15 protein-coding genes and 1 pseudogene are annotated in these 15,033 nt (G+C 47.9%); 13 read left to right on the top strand and 3 right to left on the bottom strand.

The features are described 5' to 3' along the window. Positions 1-540: 540 nt before the first annotated feature. The 4 genes from DW083_RS19750 (at position 541) to aroC (ending at position 4,255) form a co-directional block, all read left to right on the top strand. On the top strand, positions 541-1,227 hold the full coding sequence (locus DW083_RS19750; RefSeq protein WP_122333580.1) for an outer membrane beta-barrel protein: 687 nt from the start codon (positions 541-543) through the stop codon (positions 1,225-1,227). 80 nt (positions 1,228-1,307) lie between these two features. Continuing rightward, positions 1,308-2,483, top strand: coding sequence for a MalY/PatB family protein (locus DW083_RS19745; RefSeq protein ID WP_122333579.1), 1,176 nt, complete (start codon positions 1,308-1,310; stop codon positions 2,481-2,483). A 116-nt stretch (positions 2,484-2,599) separates the two neighbouring features. After that, the gene (locus DW083_RS19740; RefSeq protein WP_122333578.1) at positions 2,600-3,178 is read left to right on the top strand and encodes a peptidylprolyl isomerase; all 579 of its coding nucleotides are present in this window, start codon (positions 2,600-2,602) and stop codon (positions 3,176-3,178) included. A 6-nt stretch (positions 3,179-3,184) separates the two neighbouring features. Then, the gene (gene aroC / locus DW083_RS19735; protein WP_122333577.1) at positions 3,185-4,255 is read left to right on the top strand and encodes a chorismate synthase; all 1,071 of its coding nucleotides are present in this window, start codon (positions 3,185-3,187) and stop codon (positions 4,253-4,255) included. A 93-nt stretch (positions 4,256-4,348) separates the two neighbouring features. Here the strand turns inward: aroC and rlmH are convergent, their stop codons facing one another. Further along, on the bottom strand, positions 4,349-4,822 hold the full coding sequence (gene rlmH, locus DW083_RS19730) for a 23S rRNA (pseudouridine(1915)-N(3))-methyltransferase RlmH (RefSeq protein WP_115500140.1): 474 nt from the start codon (positions 4,820-4,822) through the stop codon (positions 4,349-4,351). A 90-nt stretch (positions 4,823-4,912) separates the two neighbouring features. Here rlmH and DW083_RS19725 point away from each other — a divergent pair, with 90 nt between their 5' ends. The 3 genes from DW083_RS19725 (at position 4,913) to DW083_RS23700 (ending at position 6,490) form a co-directional block, all read left to right on the top strand. Continuing rightward, positions 4,913-5,284, top strand: coding sequence for a DUF4783 domain-containing protein (locus tag DW083_RS19725; RefSeq protein WP_115500141.1), 372 nt, complete (start codon positions 4,913-4,915; stop codon positions 5,282-5,284). 8 nt (positions 5,285-5,292) lie between these two features. Beyond that, positions 5,293-6,150 carry a carboxylating nicotinate-nucleotide diphosphorylase gene (gene nadC, locus DW083_RS19720; protein ID WP_122333576.1) on the top strand — a complete coding sequence of 286 codons (858 nt, stop codon included), beginning with the start codon at positions 5,293-5,295 and terminating at the stop codon, positions 6,148-6,150. A 181-nt stretch (positions 6,151-6,331) separates the two neighbouring features. Next, positions 6,332-6,490, top strand: a complete 159-nt coding sequence (locus tag DW083_RS23700; protein WP_370039453.1) for a DUF6722 family protein — start codon at positions 6,332-6,334, stop codon at positions 6,488-6,490. A gap of 143 nt (positions 6,491-6,633) precedes the next feature. On the opposite strand, the gene DW083_RS19710 is transcribed toward DW083_RS23700, so the two are convergent. Next, positions 6,634-7,209 carry an acyltransferase gene (locus DW083_RS19710; protein WP_122333575.1) on the bottom strand — a complete coding sequence of 192 codons (576 nt, stop codon included), beginning with the start codon at positions 7,207-7,209 and terminating at the stop codon, positions 6,634-6,636. Then, a complete protein-coding gene (locus DW083_RS19705) occupies positions 7,210-7,914 on the bottom strand; it encodes an SAM-dependent methyltransferase (RefSeq protein ID WP_122333574.1) in 705 nt (234 codons plus the stop codon). 85 nt (positions 7,915-7,999) lie between these two features. Between DW083_RS19705 and DW083_RS19700 the strand changes: the two genes are divergently transcribed. From DW083_RS19700 to DW083_RS19675, 6 genes and pseudogenes are all read left to right on the top strand, one after another. After that, positions 8,000-9,394 (top strand): rRNA cytosine-C5-methyltransferase, encoded by a 1,395-nt coding sequence (locus tag DW083_RS19700; RefSeq protein WP_122333573.1) that lies wholly within the window; start codon positions 8,000-8,002, stop codon positions 9,392-9,394. Positions 9,395-9,556: 162 nt separating this feature from the next. Beyond that, a pseudogene (locus DW083_RS19695) lies at positions 9,557-12,240 on the top strand (calcium-translocating P-type ATPase, PMCA-type). Between the two features lie 101 nt (positions 12,241-12,341). Next, entirely contained in the window at positions 12,342-12,641 is a 300-nt protein-coding gene (locus tag DW083_RS19690) for an STAS domain-containing protein (protein WP_115500147.1), read from the top strand. Positions 12,642-12,662: 21 nt separating this feature from the next. After that, positions 12,663-13,073: an ATP-binding protein gene (locus DW083_RS19685; RefSeq protein WP_122333572.1), complete on the top strand. Its 411-nt coding sequence runs from the start codon at positions 12,663-12,665 to the stop codon at positions 13,071-13,073. Between the two features lies 1 nt (position 13,074). Next, positions 13,075-14,196: a sensor histidine kinase gene (locus DW083_RS19680; RefSeq protein WP_122333571.1), complete on the top strand. Its 1,122-nt coding sequence runs from the start codon at positions 13,075-13,077 to the stop codon at positions 14,194-14,196. Beyond that, positions 14,189-15,022, top strand: coding sequence for a sensor histidine kinase (locus DW083_RS19675; protein ID WP_115500150.1), 834 nt, complete (start codon positions 14,189-14,191; stop codon positions 15,020-15,022). The genes DW083_RS19680 and DW083_RS19675 overlap by 8 nt, the downstream gene beginning before the upstream one ends. The last annotated feature ends 11 nt before the right edge of the window (positions 15,023-15,033 follow it).

Below are 15,033 nucleotides of genomic sequence, written 5' to 3'. Positions count from 1 at the left end.
GTGCTAATGTGTAGTGCACTCGGCACCTCGCGAAGATTAGCACGGTCGTAATGGCGATTTGGACGGTCGTAATTGAAAAGAGGACCGTCTAAAGGGCAAAAAAGCACCTAAATTTCCTTGCGATATTTGGAACGCCGTCCGTTTTATTTTCAAATATTCGATTCTCCGGGAGTTAAGGTTTATCACTTTGCCGGTATTTCCGGTTTTAGGGAAACAAATTGCACGTTTTTCGGGATGACCTCGGCAGCCCGCTTTTTCCAGTGTCAGCCGGAGAGGTTAAAACCAAGAAAAGAGTCAATTCAAAATCGATCAAGATTTCGGACGAAATAGAAAAACGGTAGAAAAGGGGGGTTATTGTATAGTTTATACATATTGATCCAAGAATTATCAGGATAATTTCTTTTCTCTTGAATAATAGTAATCCGAATGTAATCCCGTGTTTCGCACATAATAACATCTTTAAGATTTTTCATGCTGCCATAAATAGGGGGATTCAAGAAATTCAAGTCTTACAATATATAACATTAATATTTTAAAGTCATGAAAGTTACAAAATTGTTGATTGCTGCACTGTTCTGTATTTGTTTTTTTCCAGCAAAGGCACAATGGCGCTTAGGTGCAGAGGCCGGTATCGACCTGTCGAGTGTGAATATCGTAACCAATCATACGCAGATTGGATCTCATGGGGGATTGACGGTGGATTATGCTTTTAAAAACCGGATCAATCTGTCTACCGGAGTCTTTCATACAATGAAAGGTGCAAATACGATTTGTGCAGACAAACTCGGATACGAACTGCTTGCCAGATTAGGATATATAGAAATTCCCTTACAGGTCGGTTATCGAATACCGGTAGCATCCAATATCCATCTGACACCTTCTGTCGGAGCATATTTTGCCTGGGGAGTCAACGGTACGGGTGAGTTTGAAAAAAGCGCCACAGGATATAATCCCAATGAGTCTATGAACGTAACGGAATGGTCTAATCCTTTTGAGTCGCATTACTATTATACTGCTGAATCGGAAAGAAAGCTCGCTTATGCCTTCAACCGCTTCGATAGCGGATTGCGTTTCGGACTGAATGCCGAGATCGGACAAATCAGCCTGTCTTTCAACTATGACTTAGGATTAAAAGACATGTGGAAAGGATTCGAGCAGGCCGGGCTTTATAAACAGTTGAGAAACCGGAACGCAACTTTGGCAATCGGATATAAGTTTCAGCTATAACAACTATTTCCGGAATCGAACATATAGGTACAAAGAGATAATTTGTATATTTGCCCCCCGCAGACTGAAATAATAAACAAATGAAACAGTACAACTTTGACGAGGTCATCGAACGCCGGGGCACTAATTGCATCAAGTTTGATACCTTAAAGGAACGATTCGGCAATGAGAACTTGGTTCCCCTTTGGGTTGCCGATATGGATTTCCGGACACCGGACTTTATAGTCGATGCTATCAGGAAACGTTGCGAACACGAGATCTTCGGATATACATACGGATCGGACTCTTACTATAATAGTATTATCGAATGGGTGCATTATAAACATAACTGGAAAATACAGCGCGAATGGCTCAGCTACATTCCCGGCATTGTAAAGGGAATCGGTTTCGTCCTTCAGTGTTTCACCCAACCCGGCGACAAAGTGATTATCCAGCCACCGGTTTACCATCCGTTCCGTATCGTTCCGGAAAGTATGCACCGCGAAGTGGTGTACAACCCGCTGAAAATGGTGGATGGCGTCTATGAAATGGATTTCGACAACCTGGAATCGGTGATAGACGAGCGGTGTAAAGTCTTGATCCTTTGCAATCCTCATAATCCGGGCGGCATCGTCTGGAAAAAGGATATGCTGATCCGGTTGGCTGAGATCTGCGCCAAGCACCATATTTTGGTTATTTCGGATGAGATCCATGCAGAGATGGCCTATCCGCAATATACGCACCATCCGTTTGCAACGGTTTCCGAAGCGGCAGCCAATTGCAGCATCACCTTTATGGCACCAAGCAAGACTTTCAATATTGCCGGTATCGTAACCTCCTATTCGATCGTTCCCAATGCCGGGATACGGGAGCAGTTCTACTCCTTTATGGAAGCCGGCGAGTTCGGCGACGGAACAATCTTCGCTTATACGGCAACGGAAGCAGCCTATACTTACGGTGCGGAATGGTTACAGCAGATGCGGATGTACATAACGGAAAATGTTCGTTTCGTGGATGATTACCTGAAAGCCAACCTGCCGAAAATAAAAGCATATCCTCCGCAAGCATCTTTCCTTATCTGGCTGGATTGCCGCGACTTGAAACTGAGCCAGCCGGAGCTGGTCAGCCTCTTCGAGGAAAAAGCCGGCCTGTTGCTGAACGACGGAAGTATGTTCGGGCCCGGTGGCGAAGGTTTTATGCGTATGAACATCGGTTGCCCGCGCTCAGTCCTGAAAACGGCTCTGGAAGCGTTGAAGAAAGCAATCGGTAAGAAATAAAGTCCAAATAAGTATATTCCGCAAAGGCTGGTTACTTTTTGAAAGATTAAGTGTTTTTAGTCGGAAATTATGCGTAAATTTGTCATCGTTTTATTTATCACAAAAACAATTTTATAATGAAAATTACAGCAAATAAGTTCGTTGCAGTTACTTACGACCTGAACGTAGGCGAAGGCGAAGAACGCGAATTGATGGAAAGAGCAACAGCCGAAACGCCTTTGAAATTTATCTTCGGCACAGGCGCTATGCTCCCCGCTTTTGAAGACGCTCTGAAAGACCTGGAAGTAGGCAACAAATTTAACTTCTCTATAGCTCCGGCTGATGCATACGGCGAGTATGTGGAGGAACACGTTTTGGACCTGCCGAAGAATATTTTCGAAGTGGACGGCAAGTTCGACTCGGAAATGATCAAAGAAGGCAACACGGTTCCGATGATGGATTCAAACGGTAATCGCATGAACGGTTCTGTTTTAGAAGTGAAAGACGATGTAGTCGTAATGGACTTCAATCATCCGTTGGCAGGCGAAACACTGCATTTCAGCGGTGATGTTATCGACGTACACGAACCGACAGCCGAAGAAATAGCAGCTCTTTCTGCTCCGGCAGGAGGATGCGGTTGCGGATGCGACGATTGCGGAAGCGATTGTGGAGACCACAATCATGATGGTGGATGTGGATGCGGCGGTTGCCACTAATATAAGGTGAATACGTTCGGAAACATATACAGACTGACCTCTTTCGGAGAATCGCACGGTCCCGGAATCGGAGGCGTGATTGACGGATGCCCGGCCGGGATCGAGCTGGACACGGCTTTTATCCAAAGCGAACTGAACCGCCGTAAGCCGGGACAGTCCAAGATCACAACTCCACGTAAGGAAGACGACGAAGTACAGTTTCTTTCCGGCATTTATGAAGGGAAGACGACTGGTACTCCGATCGGCTTTATCATCTGGAACAAGAATCAGCATTCGTCGGACTACGACAATATGAAGAGTGTCTATCGCCCTTCACATGCCGATTATACCTATCAGACAAAATACGGAATCCGTGACCCCCGGGGCGGCGGACGTTCGTCGGCACGCGAGACAATCGCGCGTTGTGTTGCCGGCGCAATCGCCAAGTTAGCGCTCCGCCGGAAAGGGATCAGCATCCAGGCTTATACTTCCCAGGTGGGAAATATCAAGTTGGAAGGTTCTTATGCGGATTATGATCTCAGTAAGGTGGAAGATACGGCCGTACGATGTCCCGATGCGGCAACAGCGGCCGAGATGGAAGCGTTGATAGCAGAAGTCAAATCCAAAGGCGATACGATCGGCGGTGTCATCACGTGTGTAGCCAAAGGGGTTCCCGTAGGGCTGGGCGAACCGGTTTTCGGGAAACTGCATGCAGCGTTAGGACATGCCATGCTGACGATCAATGCCGTAAAAGGTTTTGAGTATGGCGACGGTTTCGATGCTGCCTTATACCGGGGATCGGAACGAAACGACCGTTTCTTTAACGACAACGGGCATATCAACACCCGCACCAACCATTCCGGTGGAATCCAGGGAGGCATCTCGAACGGACAGGATATTTACTTCCGCGTCGCCTTCAAATCGGTTGCCACGATCCTGATGGAACAGGAAACGGTTAATATGGATGGCGAAGATACGATATTAAAGGCTCGTGGCCGCCATGACCCGTGCGTCTTGCCGCGTGCAGTGCCTATCGTCGAATCGATGACGGCGATGACATTACTGGATTATCTGTTGCTACAAAAGACAAGGGAATAATAATGTGGCAATTATTTAATGTGCCAATGTGCAATGATGATACAAACGATTGCTGTTTTCATTGGCACATTGGCATATTTGCACATTGATACATTATTCATGATGGTACGGTTCATTATTTAGGATCGTCATCGCCCGATAAATCTGTTCGACAAAAATCAAACGAATCATCTGGTGGGAAAAGGTCATTTTACTCAATGATATTTTCTCGGCAGATGCTTTGTAAACAGCCTCACTGAAACCATACGGGCCACCGACGACAAAGACCAACCGCTTCGGAACGGTATGCATCTTCTTTTCGAGATATACGGAAAACTGCATAGATGTAAACTCTTTTCCTTTTTCATCCAACAAAACCAAATAATCTCCGGGTTGCAACGCCTTCAGTATCAATTCTCCCTCCTTCTCTTTCTGCTGCGGTTCGGACAGGTTTTTGACGTTCTTGATGTCGGGAATCACTTCCAGTTCAAAGGGGATATAATGGACCAGACGATTCTTATATTCATTGATCGCTTCTACAAAATAGCCGGCATCCGTCTTACCTATCACAATTAGCGCAATTTTCATTCGTTTACATTTTAGAGATTGAAGGCGCTAAATTACAGGAAAAAATACATACCTTTGCATGATAGTACTCATAAAAAGAGGAGATAGCTTATGAAACGATTATTTCTTACGTTGGCATTGGTTCTCTCGGTTCTGAGTGTGATGGCTGCCGATATCGCTCCGATTTCGAATGCTTTCAAGGGAGGCAACGCCTCGTCGCTCAGCGGATCAATGGACAAGGAAGTCGACATGGCCCTACCGGGTTCGTCCAAAAAGTGCAACGCAAACGATGCTGTTTCAATGCTGAATGCCTTCTTCGGAAGTCATAAACCGACAGGATTCACAGTCGTGCATCATGCTGATAAAAAAGAGAATGGTTTCTTTGTCGGCAAACTGCCTACCGCATCTGGTGAATACCGTGTAAACGTGACCTACCGGGCGGAAGGAGACAAAGCGATTATACAATCTGTCAGAATAGAATAATAAAGGATATGAACTTAAAAGAAACAAAAGAACAACTGATTGCGGAACTAATCCGCCTGGCATTTGCAGAAGATATAGGTGATGGCGACCATACAACGCTGTGTTGTATCCCGGCAACGGAAATGGGTAAAAGCCAGCTGATCGTAAAAGAAGACGGCGTACTGGCCGGTGTCGAAATGGCTGAACGCATCTTCCGGGCTTTCGATCCGGACTTGAAGATGACAACGTTTATACAGGACGGGACTGAGGTGAAAAAGGGCGATATTGCTTTCGTCGTAGAAGGAAAAGTGCAGTCTCTCTTGCAGACCGAACGCCTGATGCTGAACGTGATGCAACGCATGAGCGGTATCGCAACGACTACACGCAAATACGTAAAAGCGCTGGAAGGCACAAAAACACGCGTGTTGGATACGCGTAAAACGACTCCGGGTCTGCGCATGATCGAAAAGGAAGCGGTTAAAATCGGCGGCGGTGTTAATCATCGTATCGGTTTGTTCGACATGATTCTGCTGAAAGATAACCATGTGGATTTTGCCGGAGGCATCGAAGCGGCGATCACACGTTGTCATCAATATCTGAAAGAGAAGAACAAGGACCTGAAGATCGAAATCGAAGTCCGTAACTTCGACGAATTGCAGGAAGCCATGCGTGTCGGCGGCATCGACCGCATCATGCTGGACAACTTCAATATCGAGAATACGAAGAAAGCTGTCGAAATGGTTGCCGGTCGTTACGAGCTGGAATCTTCCGGCGGTATCACCTTTGCCACACTTCGCGACTACGCGGAATGCGGTGTGGACTATATTTCGGTCGGAGCACTGACCCACTCCGTCAAGGGACTGGATATGAGCTTCAAGGCTTGCTAAAAAAATAAAAGAGGAGGCGGATGATTAACTTGTCCGCCTTTTTTATATCTTTGGGGCATTATTAATAATCAAAATAATTAACTATGAGCAAAATACCTGCAAAACAAGTTTATTACACTAAAAAGACTTCGTTAAGAAAGAACCGAAGACTATTAAAAGCAATCTATTTAGAAATCAGTAAATATGCCTCGATTTATCAAAGTTAGTCTTTGCCGGCGTTATTTTAGTAAACATCATGAGCCTTGATGTTAATAAATTCTTTATTTTTGTTCTTGGAACTATTGCGGTTACGTTATTGGCTTGTATTAGTTTTATCTTATTTATAAAAGGAAAGGAGTAAATTATGACTTTTATCTATTTATGTAGTACGATTATTATTTTTGGAGGTGCATTCCTTATCTTTTTACTCACTCCGAAAGGGAAAAGATGGCTTAATGGAGATTGATTATCATCACAGCTGTTAAGGGCAAGCAACCTCGCCCTCTACAAGATACGTTTTACGACATCGTCATGTAATTGGTATTGCTGCCCGCTTTCGGGACATACGGCAATACCTTTTTCGTTGAAATCGAGGCGGTGGCCGTATTCGCTTACCCAGCCGATCTGAACGGACGGATTACCGACAACCAAGGCATAAGGGGGAATGTCTTTAGTTACAACAGCCCCTGCGCCGATCATAGCATATTCACCGATAGTATGGCCGCAAACGATAGTTGCATTCGCTCCGACAGTTGCCCCTTTGCCGATATGGGTTTTCTGATATTGGTTCTTGCGAACGACGGCACTACGGGGATTGATCACATTGGTGAATACGCAACTGGGACCTAAAAAGACATCGTCTTCACACGTCACTCCGGTATAAACGGATACGTTATTCTGGACTTTCACATTATTCCCGAGAACCACTTCCGGCGAGATCACTACATTCTGTCCGATGTTACAGTCCTGCCCGATCGTACAACCGGACATGATATGCGAGAAATGCCAGATACGGGTATTATCGCCGATCGTGCATCCGGGGTCGATAACCGCTGTTTCGTGTGCCTGATAAGCTGCCATTTATTTATAGATTAAGAAGATTGTCGGTTTCTTACTCAGATCGGGCACTTTACCGGCCCATTCCTTTACCGGACGCGTGTGGATATATTCATCCTCACAGGTGATGTTCGAAGCAATACAAAGTTTAGTGGACGGGCGACAAGTACGAATCAGCTCTTCCGCCAGTTTGTTGTTGCGGTAAGGCGTTTCGATGAACAACTGCGTCTGGTTCTCCGAATAGATGCGGCCTTCCAGCTTCTTGATCGTGTTCGTCCGCTCCGAAGCGTCGATCGGCAGATAGCCGTGAAAAGCGAAGCTCTGCCCATTAAAGCCGGAGCCCATAACCGACATCAGGATAGAAGACGGCCCTACTAACGGGACCACTTTGTAGCCCTTCCGTTGTGCAATCGCCACGACATCCGCACCCGGATCGGCAACAGCCGGACACCCCGCCTCCGAAATCACGCCGACCGATTCACCTTTTGCCAACGGAACCAGATAACCGGCCACATCTTCGGATGAGGTATGCTTGTTCAATTCGTAAAAAGTCAGGTCGTCTATCACGATAGACGGCTCCGTCTTCTTCAGGAAACGACGTGCCGTACGCACATTCTCCACAATAAAATGGCGGATGGAAAGGATCACTTCGCGGTTGTATTCGGGAAGAACCCGGCGGTGTTCAACGTCGCCAAGCGTAACCGGTATGAGGTAAAGAGATGCTTGCATAGTTCATAAATCGGATATGCCGGACCGATGACCGTTTTTTATTCGATACAAAAATAGTACTTTTGTGCCAAACAAGCAGAATAAGATGGCACTTCCTATAGATTTTATCACACGTACCCGCGCATTACTGGGAAATGAGTTCGACAGGTTAGAGGCTGCGTTAGGGGCCGACGTCCCCGTCAGTATCCGTATAAACGAGAAGAAAGGGACACCTGCTCCCAAAGCAGGTGCGCCGGACAACCGGGTTGCCTGGTGCGAAACGGGCTATTACCTGCCGGAACGGTTGTCGTTCACATTCGACCCGCTGTTCCACGCCGGAGCCTACTACGTGCAGGAAGCCTCCTCCATGTTCCTCGAACAGGCGATACGGAATTATGTAAAAGCGCCGGTCCGGTGCCTCGACCTGTGTGCCGCCCCGGGTGGAAAATCGACACATCTGCTCAGCCTGCTGCCGGAAGGAAGCCTGCTTGTCAGCAACGAAGTGATCCGCAGTCGGAGTAATATTCTGGCTGAAAACATTGCCAAATGGGGAAACCCGAACAGCATTGTCACCAACAACGATCCGGAGGAGATCGGCCGTCTCACACACCTGTTCGACGTGATCGTCACCGACGTGCCCTGCTCTGGCGAGGGCATGTTCCGCAAAGACACCGACAGCACAGGCGAATGGAGCGTGGCCAACGTCGAACTCTGTGCCGGACGCCAACGCCGTATCATCCATGACATCTGGAACGCCTTGAAACCGGGCGGCCTGCTGGTCTACAGCACCTGTACCTACAATACCGAAGAGGACGAGGAAAACATACATTATATCATTGAGGAGTTAGGCGCCGAAGCCCTGTCCATTCCGGTGAAAGAAGAATGGCAAACGACCGGCCCGCTCAAATACGATCACCCGGTCTACCGCTTTTTCCCTCACAAGACTAAAGGCGAAGGCTTCTTCCTGGCCGTCCTCCGGAAAGCCGAAGGGGAAACGGAAGAGATACGGTTCAAAAGTAAAAACAAAAAGGAGAAAGGGAAAGCCGTACCGGCCACGCCCGAAGCTGTCAAATCGTATCTATCGGATGCCGACCTGTTTTCATCCGAATGGAACGGCAATTTCCTCCGGATGCATCCCGAATCCGTCCGGCAGGTTTATCCGCTGCTCCGCGAACACCTGCGCATCCTCTCCGCCGGCATCTGCATCGGCGAAGCCAAAGGAAAAGACTTCATCCCTGCCCAAGAGCTGGCGCTCAGTACCGCTTTGCATCCGGACGCCTTCCCTCCGGTCGAGCTGGACTGGGACAACGCGATCCGGTATCTGAAAAAAGAAGCCCTTCTCCTGCCCGATGATACGGAAAAAGGCTACGTTTTACTTCGCTATAAAGGATTCCCCCTCGGCTTTGCCAAGCATCTCGGCAACCGGGCCAATAACCTTTACCCGCAGGAATGGCGCATCCGCACCAGCTATATACCGGAGAAGGTGACGACGTTGCTATGAAGAATAATTCATTTTTTGGCAGATATGAACGATCTCAACATGCTTGAAATCTATACCGCAGCGGCCACATGCCGACACAAACATTAACACCTTGTATTTGTATATGTCCCTTAACTTTACTTTATTTGCTCTCTCAATTTTCTGAAACAGATTAATAAATTTATGGAGAAAAAACATCAGTACCAAGGATTAACCAAACAAGAAGTAGAAGAAAGCAGGCGCCTTCATGGCGAAAACATCCTTACCCCGCCGGAGAAAGCCTCCTTGTGGAGCCAATTCATCGAAAAGTTTAATGACCCGATTATAAAGATTCTGCTGGTAGCCTGGCTACTGTCGATGATTATAGCAGGCGTTCATTGCTGGGGACCGGAAGCGAAAGGCTTTACGGCATTCCTCGAACCGATCGGTATTTTCTTTGCCATTATGCTGGCGTCTTGCGTCGGTTTCTTTTTTGAAGTGAAGGCGAACAAGGCTTTTGACGTGTTGAATACAGTCAACGACGATATCTTTGTAAAGGTCATTCGCGAAGGGAATATCTGCCAGGTTCCGCGAAAAGAGGTGGTTGTCGGTGATATCGTCGTGTTGGAAACAGGCGAAGAAGTACCCGCCGACGGACACCTGCTGGAAGCGATCTCCCTGCAAATTAACGAATCGACACTGACCGGCGAACCGGTTATCAGCAAGACGACAAACGAAGCGGACTTCGACGAAGAGGCGACCTATCCTTCCAATGTAGTGATGCGCGGAACAACTGTCGTAGACGGGCACGGCGTAATGGAAGTTGAAAAAGTAGGCGATGAAACCGGATACGGAAAAGTATATGAAGCTCGCAGATAGAAAACAATATCGACACGCCGTTGCAGATCCAGCTGGCCGGACTGGCGAAAGTGATCAGCAAAGCGGGTTATACGATTGCGGCCATCACATTTATAGCGCTGCTGACAAAGCTGTTGCTGGCTTCATCCGGAATGCCGGTCATGGACCTGATTGCCCATATCCTGAATATATTCATGGTTGCAGTTACGTTGATCGTCGTATCCGTGCCGGAAGGACTGCCGATGAGTGTGACGCTCAGCCTGGCGCTCAGCATGAACCGTATGCTGAAAACGAACAACCTGGTCCGCAAGATGCATGCTTGCGAAACAATGGGGGCAACGACCGTTATCTGTACGGATAAGACAGGAACGCTTACCCAGAACCAGATGCAGGTCTACCAGACGAATTTCTATAACCTGAAAGACCAGAAGTTAGGGGACGACGAGCTGAGTAATCTGATTAAGGAAGGCATATCGGTCAACTCGACCGCTTACCTCGACTTCTCGGACGAGAAAATAAAGACATTGGGGAATCCGACCGAAGCAGCCCTGCTGTTATGGCTGAACGGCCAGCACCAGAATTACCTGGAAATAAGGGAAAACGCACGGGTGCTGGACCAGTTGACCTTCTCCACCGAACGGAAATATATGGCGACAGTCGTACAATCTCCTTTATTGGGCAAGCGGGTGTTGTATGTCAAAGGCGCACCGGAAATTGTGCTGGCTAACAGTAACCGGGTAGCGATCGACGGAACCTATAAAACAGTCGAGGCTTGCCGGGCCGGTATCGAACAGCAATTGCTGGACTACCAGAACCAGGCGATGCGTACGTTGGGATTTGCCTACCAGATACTTGAGGACGGACAGGATGCGGCGTTCTTCGCCAACGGCCGGTTGCATAACACAGACCTCACCTATTTGGGAATCGTCGCCATCTCCGACCCCGTGCGTGCAGATGTGCCGGCAGCCGTACAAAGCTGTCTGGATGCAGGCATCGACATTAAGATCGTGACCGGCGACACACCGGGAACGGCTAAAGAGATCGGACGCCAGATCGGTATCTGGAAGCCCGAAGATACGGAACGTAACTGGATCACCGGACCAGGCTTCGAAGCCTTGACGGATGAGGAGGCATTGAATCGGGTACTCGACCTGAAAATCATGTGCCGCGCCCGCCCCACCGACAAACAGCGCCTCGTGCAGTTGCTGCAACAGAAAGGGGCCGTAGTCGCCGTAACGGGTGACGGGACCAACGACGCGCCTGCCCTGAAAGCGGCACAAGTGGGCTTGTCTATGGGAGACGGGACATCTGTCGCAAAAGAGGCAAGCGATATCACCATCCTGGATAATTCGTTCAGCAGCATTACCCGTGCGGTGATGTGGGGACGTTCTTTATACCGGAATATCCAGAAGTTCCTGTTGTTCCAGCTGACCATCAATGTGGCAGCTTGTCTGATCGTACTGTTGGGCTCGTTACTCGGAACCGAATCGCCGCTTACCATCACGCAGATGCTTTGGGTGAACCTGATCATGGATACATTCGCGGCCGGTGCATTGGCATCGTTACCGCCTAACGAACGGGTCATGAAAGACAAACCTCGTCGGAGCGGAAAGAATGGAGACTTTATCATCACCCGCCCGATGGCCTACAATATATTCGGAGTCGGACTGGCATTCGTCATTGTACTGATGGGGATTCTGCTTCACTTCCACGCACAGGACGGACTGACACCACACGACCTGTCCTGGTTCTTCAGCTTCTTCGTGATGCTCCAATTCTGGAATATGTTCAACGCAAAAGCATTTATGGAAGGCCGTTCGGCATTTGCCAACCTGAAAGAGAGCAAGAGCTTCCTGCTGGTCGCACTGCTCATCATCATCGGACAATACCTGATTGTTACTTTCGGAGGCGAAATGTTCAGCGTTATCCCGTTGTCCTTAAAAGACTGGGGAATCATCATCGGTTCAACTTCACTGGTTCTTTGGATCGGAGAGATCGGGAGATGGATAGGAAGGTTAAAGAAAAGATAAACGAAATATTCGGATGAAGGATATAAATCGTTGCAAATAACTTGGTCACATAAAGGATTATCTTTACTTTTGCTTGGACAGAAAAATTAAGAACAAAAAATATGAAGATAACAATAGACAACGGGAAAGAAACAGTCATCAGTCTTTCCGGCGAATTGGATACATTGACCTCCGTCGATCTTGAAAAAGAGATCGCGCCTATCCTGCACGGAGAGGCAGAGGCAGTCGTTCTGAACGGGGCGGAACTGACCTACATCAGTAGTGCCGGCCTTCGCCTGCTCCTCACGCTGCAAAAAGGGATGAAAGCCAAAGGGGGAACTTTCCGGTTAAAGAATATCCAGAAAGACATCATGGATATACTGAACATCACCGGGTTCTCGTCCATTCTCACGATCGAATAACAAGCGTCCCTATCCCGGCAGATGACAAACACGCTAATTATAAAAAACGAACTGGAGCAGTTAACCCGTCTATACGCGTTTCTGGACCGGCAAGCTGTTGCTTACGGACTGGAAGAACTACAATTGATGCAGGTCAAGCTGGCACTTGAAGAAGCTGTGACGAACGTCATCCTGTACGCCTATCCGGATAAGAAGGATCAGGATATCCGCATCGATATGAGCTACGAAAACAAACGGCTGACAATCGTCATAACAGATACCGGCACGGATTTCAATCCGCTGGAAAGACAGGAACCGGATCTGACACTTTCGCTGGAAGAGCGCCCGATAGGCGGACTCGGAATCTATCTTGTCAAACAACTGATGACGGAAGTCACCTACAGTCGTTCAGCAGGAAAGAATATACTTACAATGACAAAAGACATGCATTGATATGGCAGATTTCGACATTAAAGAAATAGCATCACTCAAAGTAAGGCTGCAAATTGTAGAGAAGCTTGTATTAGTCGACTGGATATTGATTATCCTGTCAATGTATTACGACTGGGGAGGATGGATCGCCACCTTGATCGTTGCCCAATTCATCCTGTATATCTACAAGGGGAAACTGCGCAAACAGCTGAAACAAAAAGAGTATCTCGCCAAAGTCGTGGAAGAACGGACAATCGAGCTCCGCATCCAGCGCGACCAGGTGCTGAACGAATCCAAAAAACTGTCCGATGCCCTCGATGCCTTAGCTAAGGCGCAAGACGAGCTGGTCCGCAAAGAAAAACTGGCGACGGTCGGACAATTGACGAAAGGTCTGGTTGACCGTATCCTGAACCCGATCAACTACATCAATAACTTTGCCGGACTTTCCGCCGGTATGATCAAGGATCTGAAGTCGAATATCACAAACGAACGGGAAACCATGTCTAAAGAGAATTATGACGACACGATCGAGATTCTTGACATGATCAACAGTAACCTCCAGAAGATAAACGAACATGGTTGCAACACGGTCCGGATCGTCAAGGCGATGGAAGAACTGCTGAAAGACCGGCATGGCGACGTCACTTCCACCGACATCGGAAACCTCTGCAAGGTAAATGTAGATGTGATCAACAAGTTATTCAAGGAAGACATTGAAAAGAATAAGATAGAGATCGAGCTTCTGTGTCCGGAAGAACCGGCGATGGCGGAGATCAACATCGAACAGATGAACAAGGTAATGCTCAGCCTGCTCAAAAACAGCGTATATGCATTGCTGAAGAAGTTGCAGAAGCAGGAATTCTCTCCGCTCATCACCATCCAGGTGGAAAAACGGCTGAACGGAACGGTTTTCCTCTCTATCCGCGATAACGGTATCGGTATCGAAGACAGCATCAAAGCCCGGATATTCGAACCGTTCTTTACCACGAAGCCCACCGCCGAAGCGGCCGGTGTCGGCTTATACCTCTGTCGGGAAGTGATCCTGAACCATCAGGGCTCTATCATTGTAAAGAGCGAGAAGGATAACTTTACCGAATTTATGATTACGATTCCTATCTACCAAAAGAGCAACGACAATGGATGATAACAGTAGAAATGAGTTAGAACGTCTGAGAAAACAGATCAGCCAGCAGGAAAAGATGGCATCACTCGGACTGTTGAGCGCCGGTATCGCACACGAGATACAGAACCCGCTTAACTTTGTGATCAATTTCAGCAAACTATCGCGCAAGTTGTTGGAAGATATGGAAGATGTTCTGGATGAACTGGAGAGCAAACTGCCGGAAGATGCGGACGATGAAATCCGGGAAATCATGGACGACCTGAAAGAGAATATGGTCAAGATCGAGGATAACGGGAACCGGGCTTCAAGCATTGTCCGGGGTATCCTGCTCTATTCACGCGGAAAAGACGATGAATATATCCCGACCAATCTCTGCCAGTTGACAAAAGAATATGTCTGGCTATCCTACCATGCTGTGCGTGCCAACAACAAGAGTTTCAATGTTGCCATCAAAGAGGAATATGACGAGACACTTCCGCCGGTCAAAGTGATCCCGCAAGATTTCAGTCGCGCGGTCCTCAACCTGATGAACAATGCCTGCTATGCTGTGTTCAGCAAATCAAAAGGCGTCACGGAAAACCCTTACAACCCGACAATTCAGGTCAGCCTGAAGAAAGACGGAGACCAGGTACGCCTCGTGATCGAAGACAACGGGTCCGGCATTACCAAAGAGGTAAAGGAGAAGCTCTACACCCCGTTCTTCACGACCAAACCGGTAGGCGAAGGAACCGGACTCGGCCTCTCCATCACCAAATCAATCATCGAACAAAAACACAACGGAACAATCGAGATGGAATCCGAACCGGACAAGTTCACCCGTTTCACCATCACGATTCCGATTCAATAATCAGAGAAACA

This window comes from Parabacteroides sp. AF48-14, assembly GCF_003477465.1.
GTDB classification, from domain to species: domain Bacteria; phylum Bacteroidota; class Bacteroidia; order Bacteroidales; family Tannerellaceae; genus Parabacteroides; species Parabacteroides acidifaciens.
This window is presented reverse-complemented; position numbering and strand designations above follow the sequence as displayed.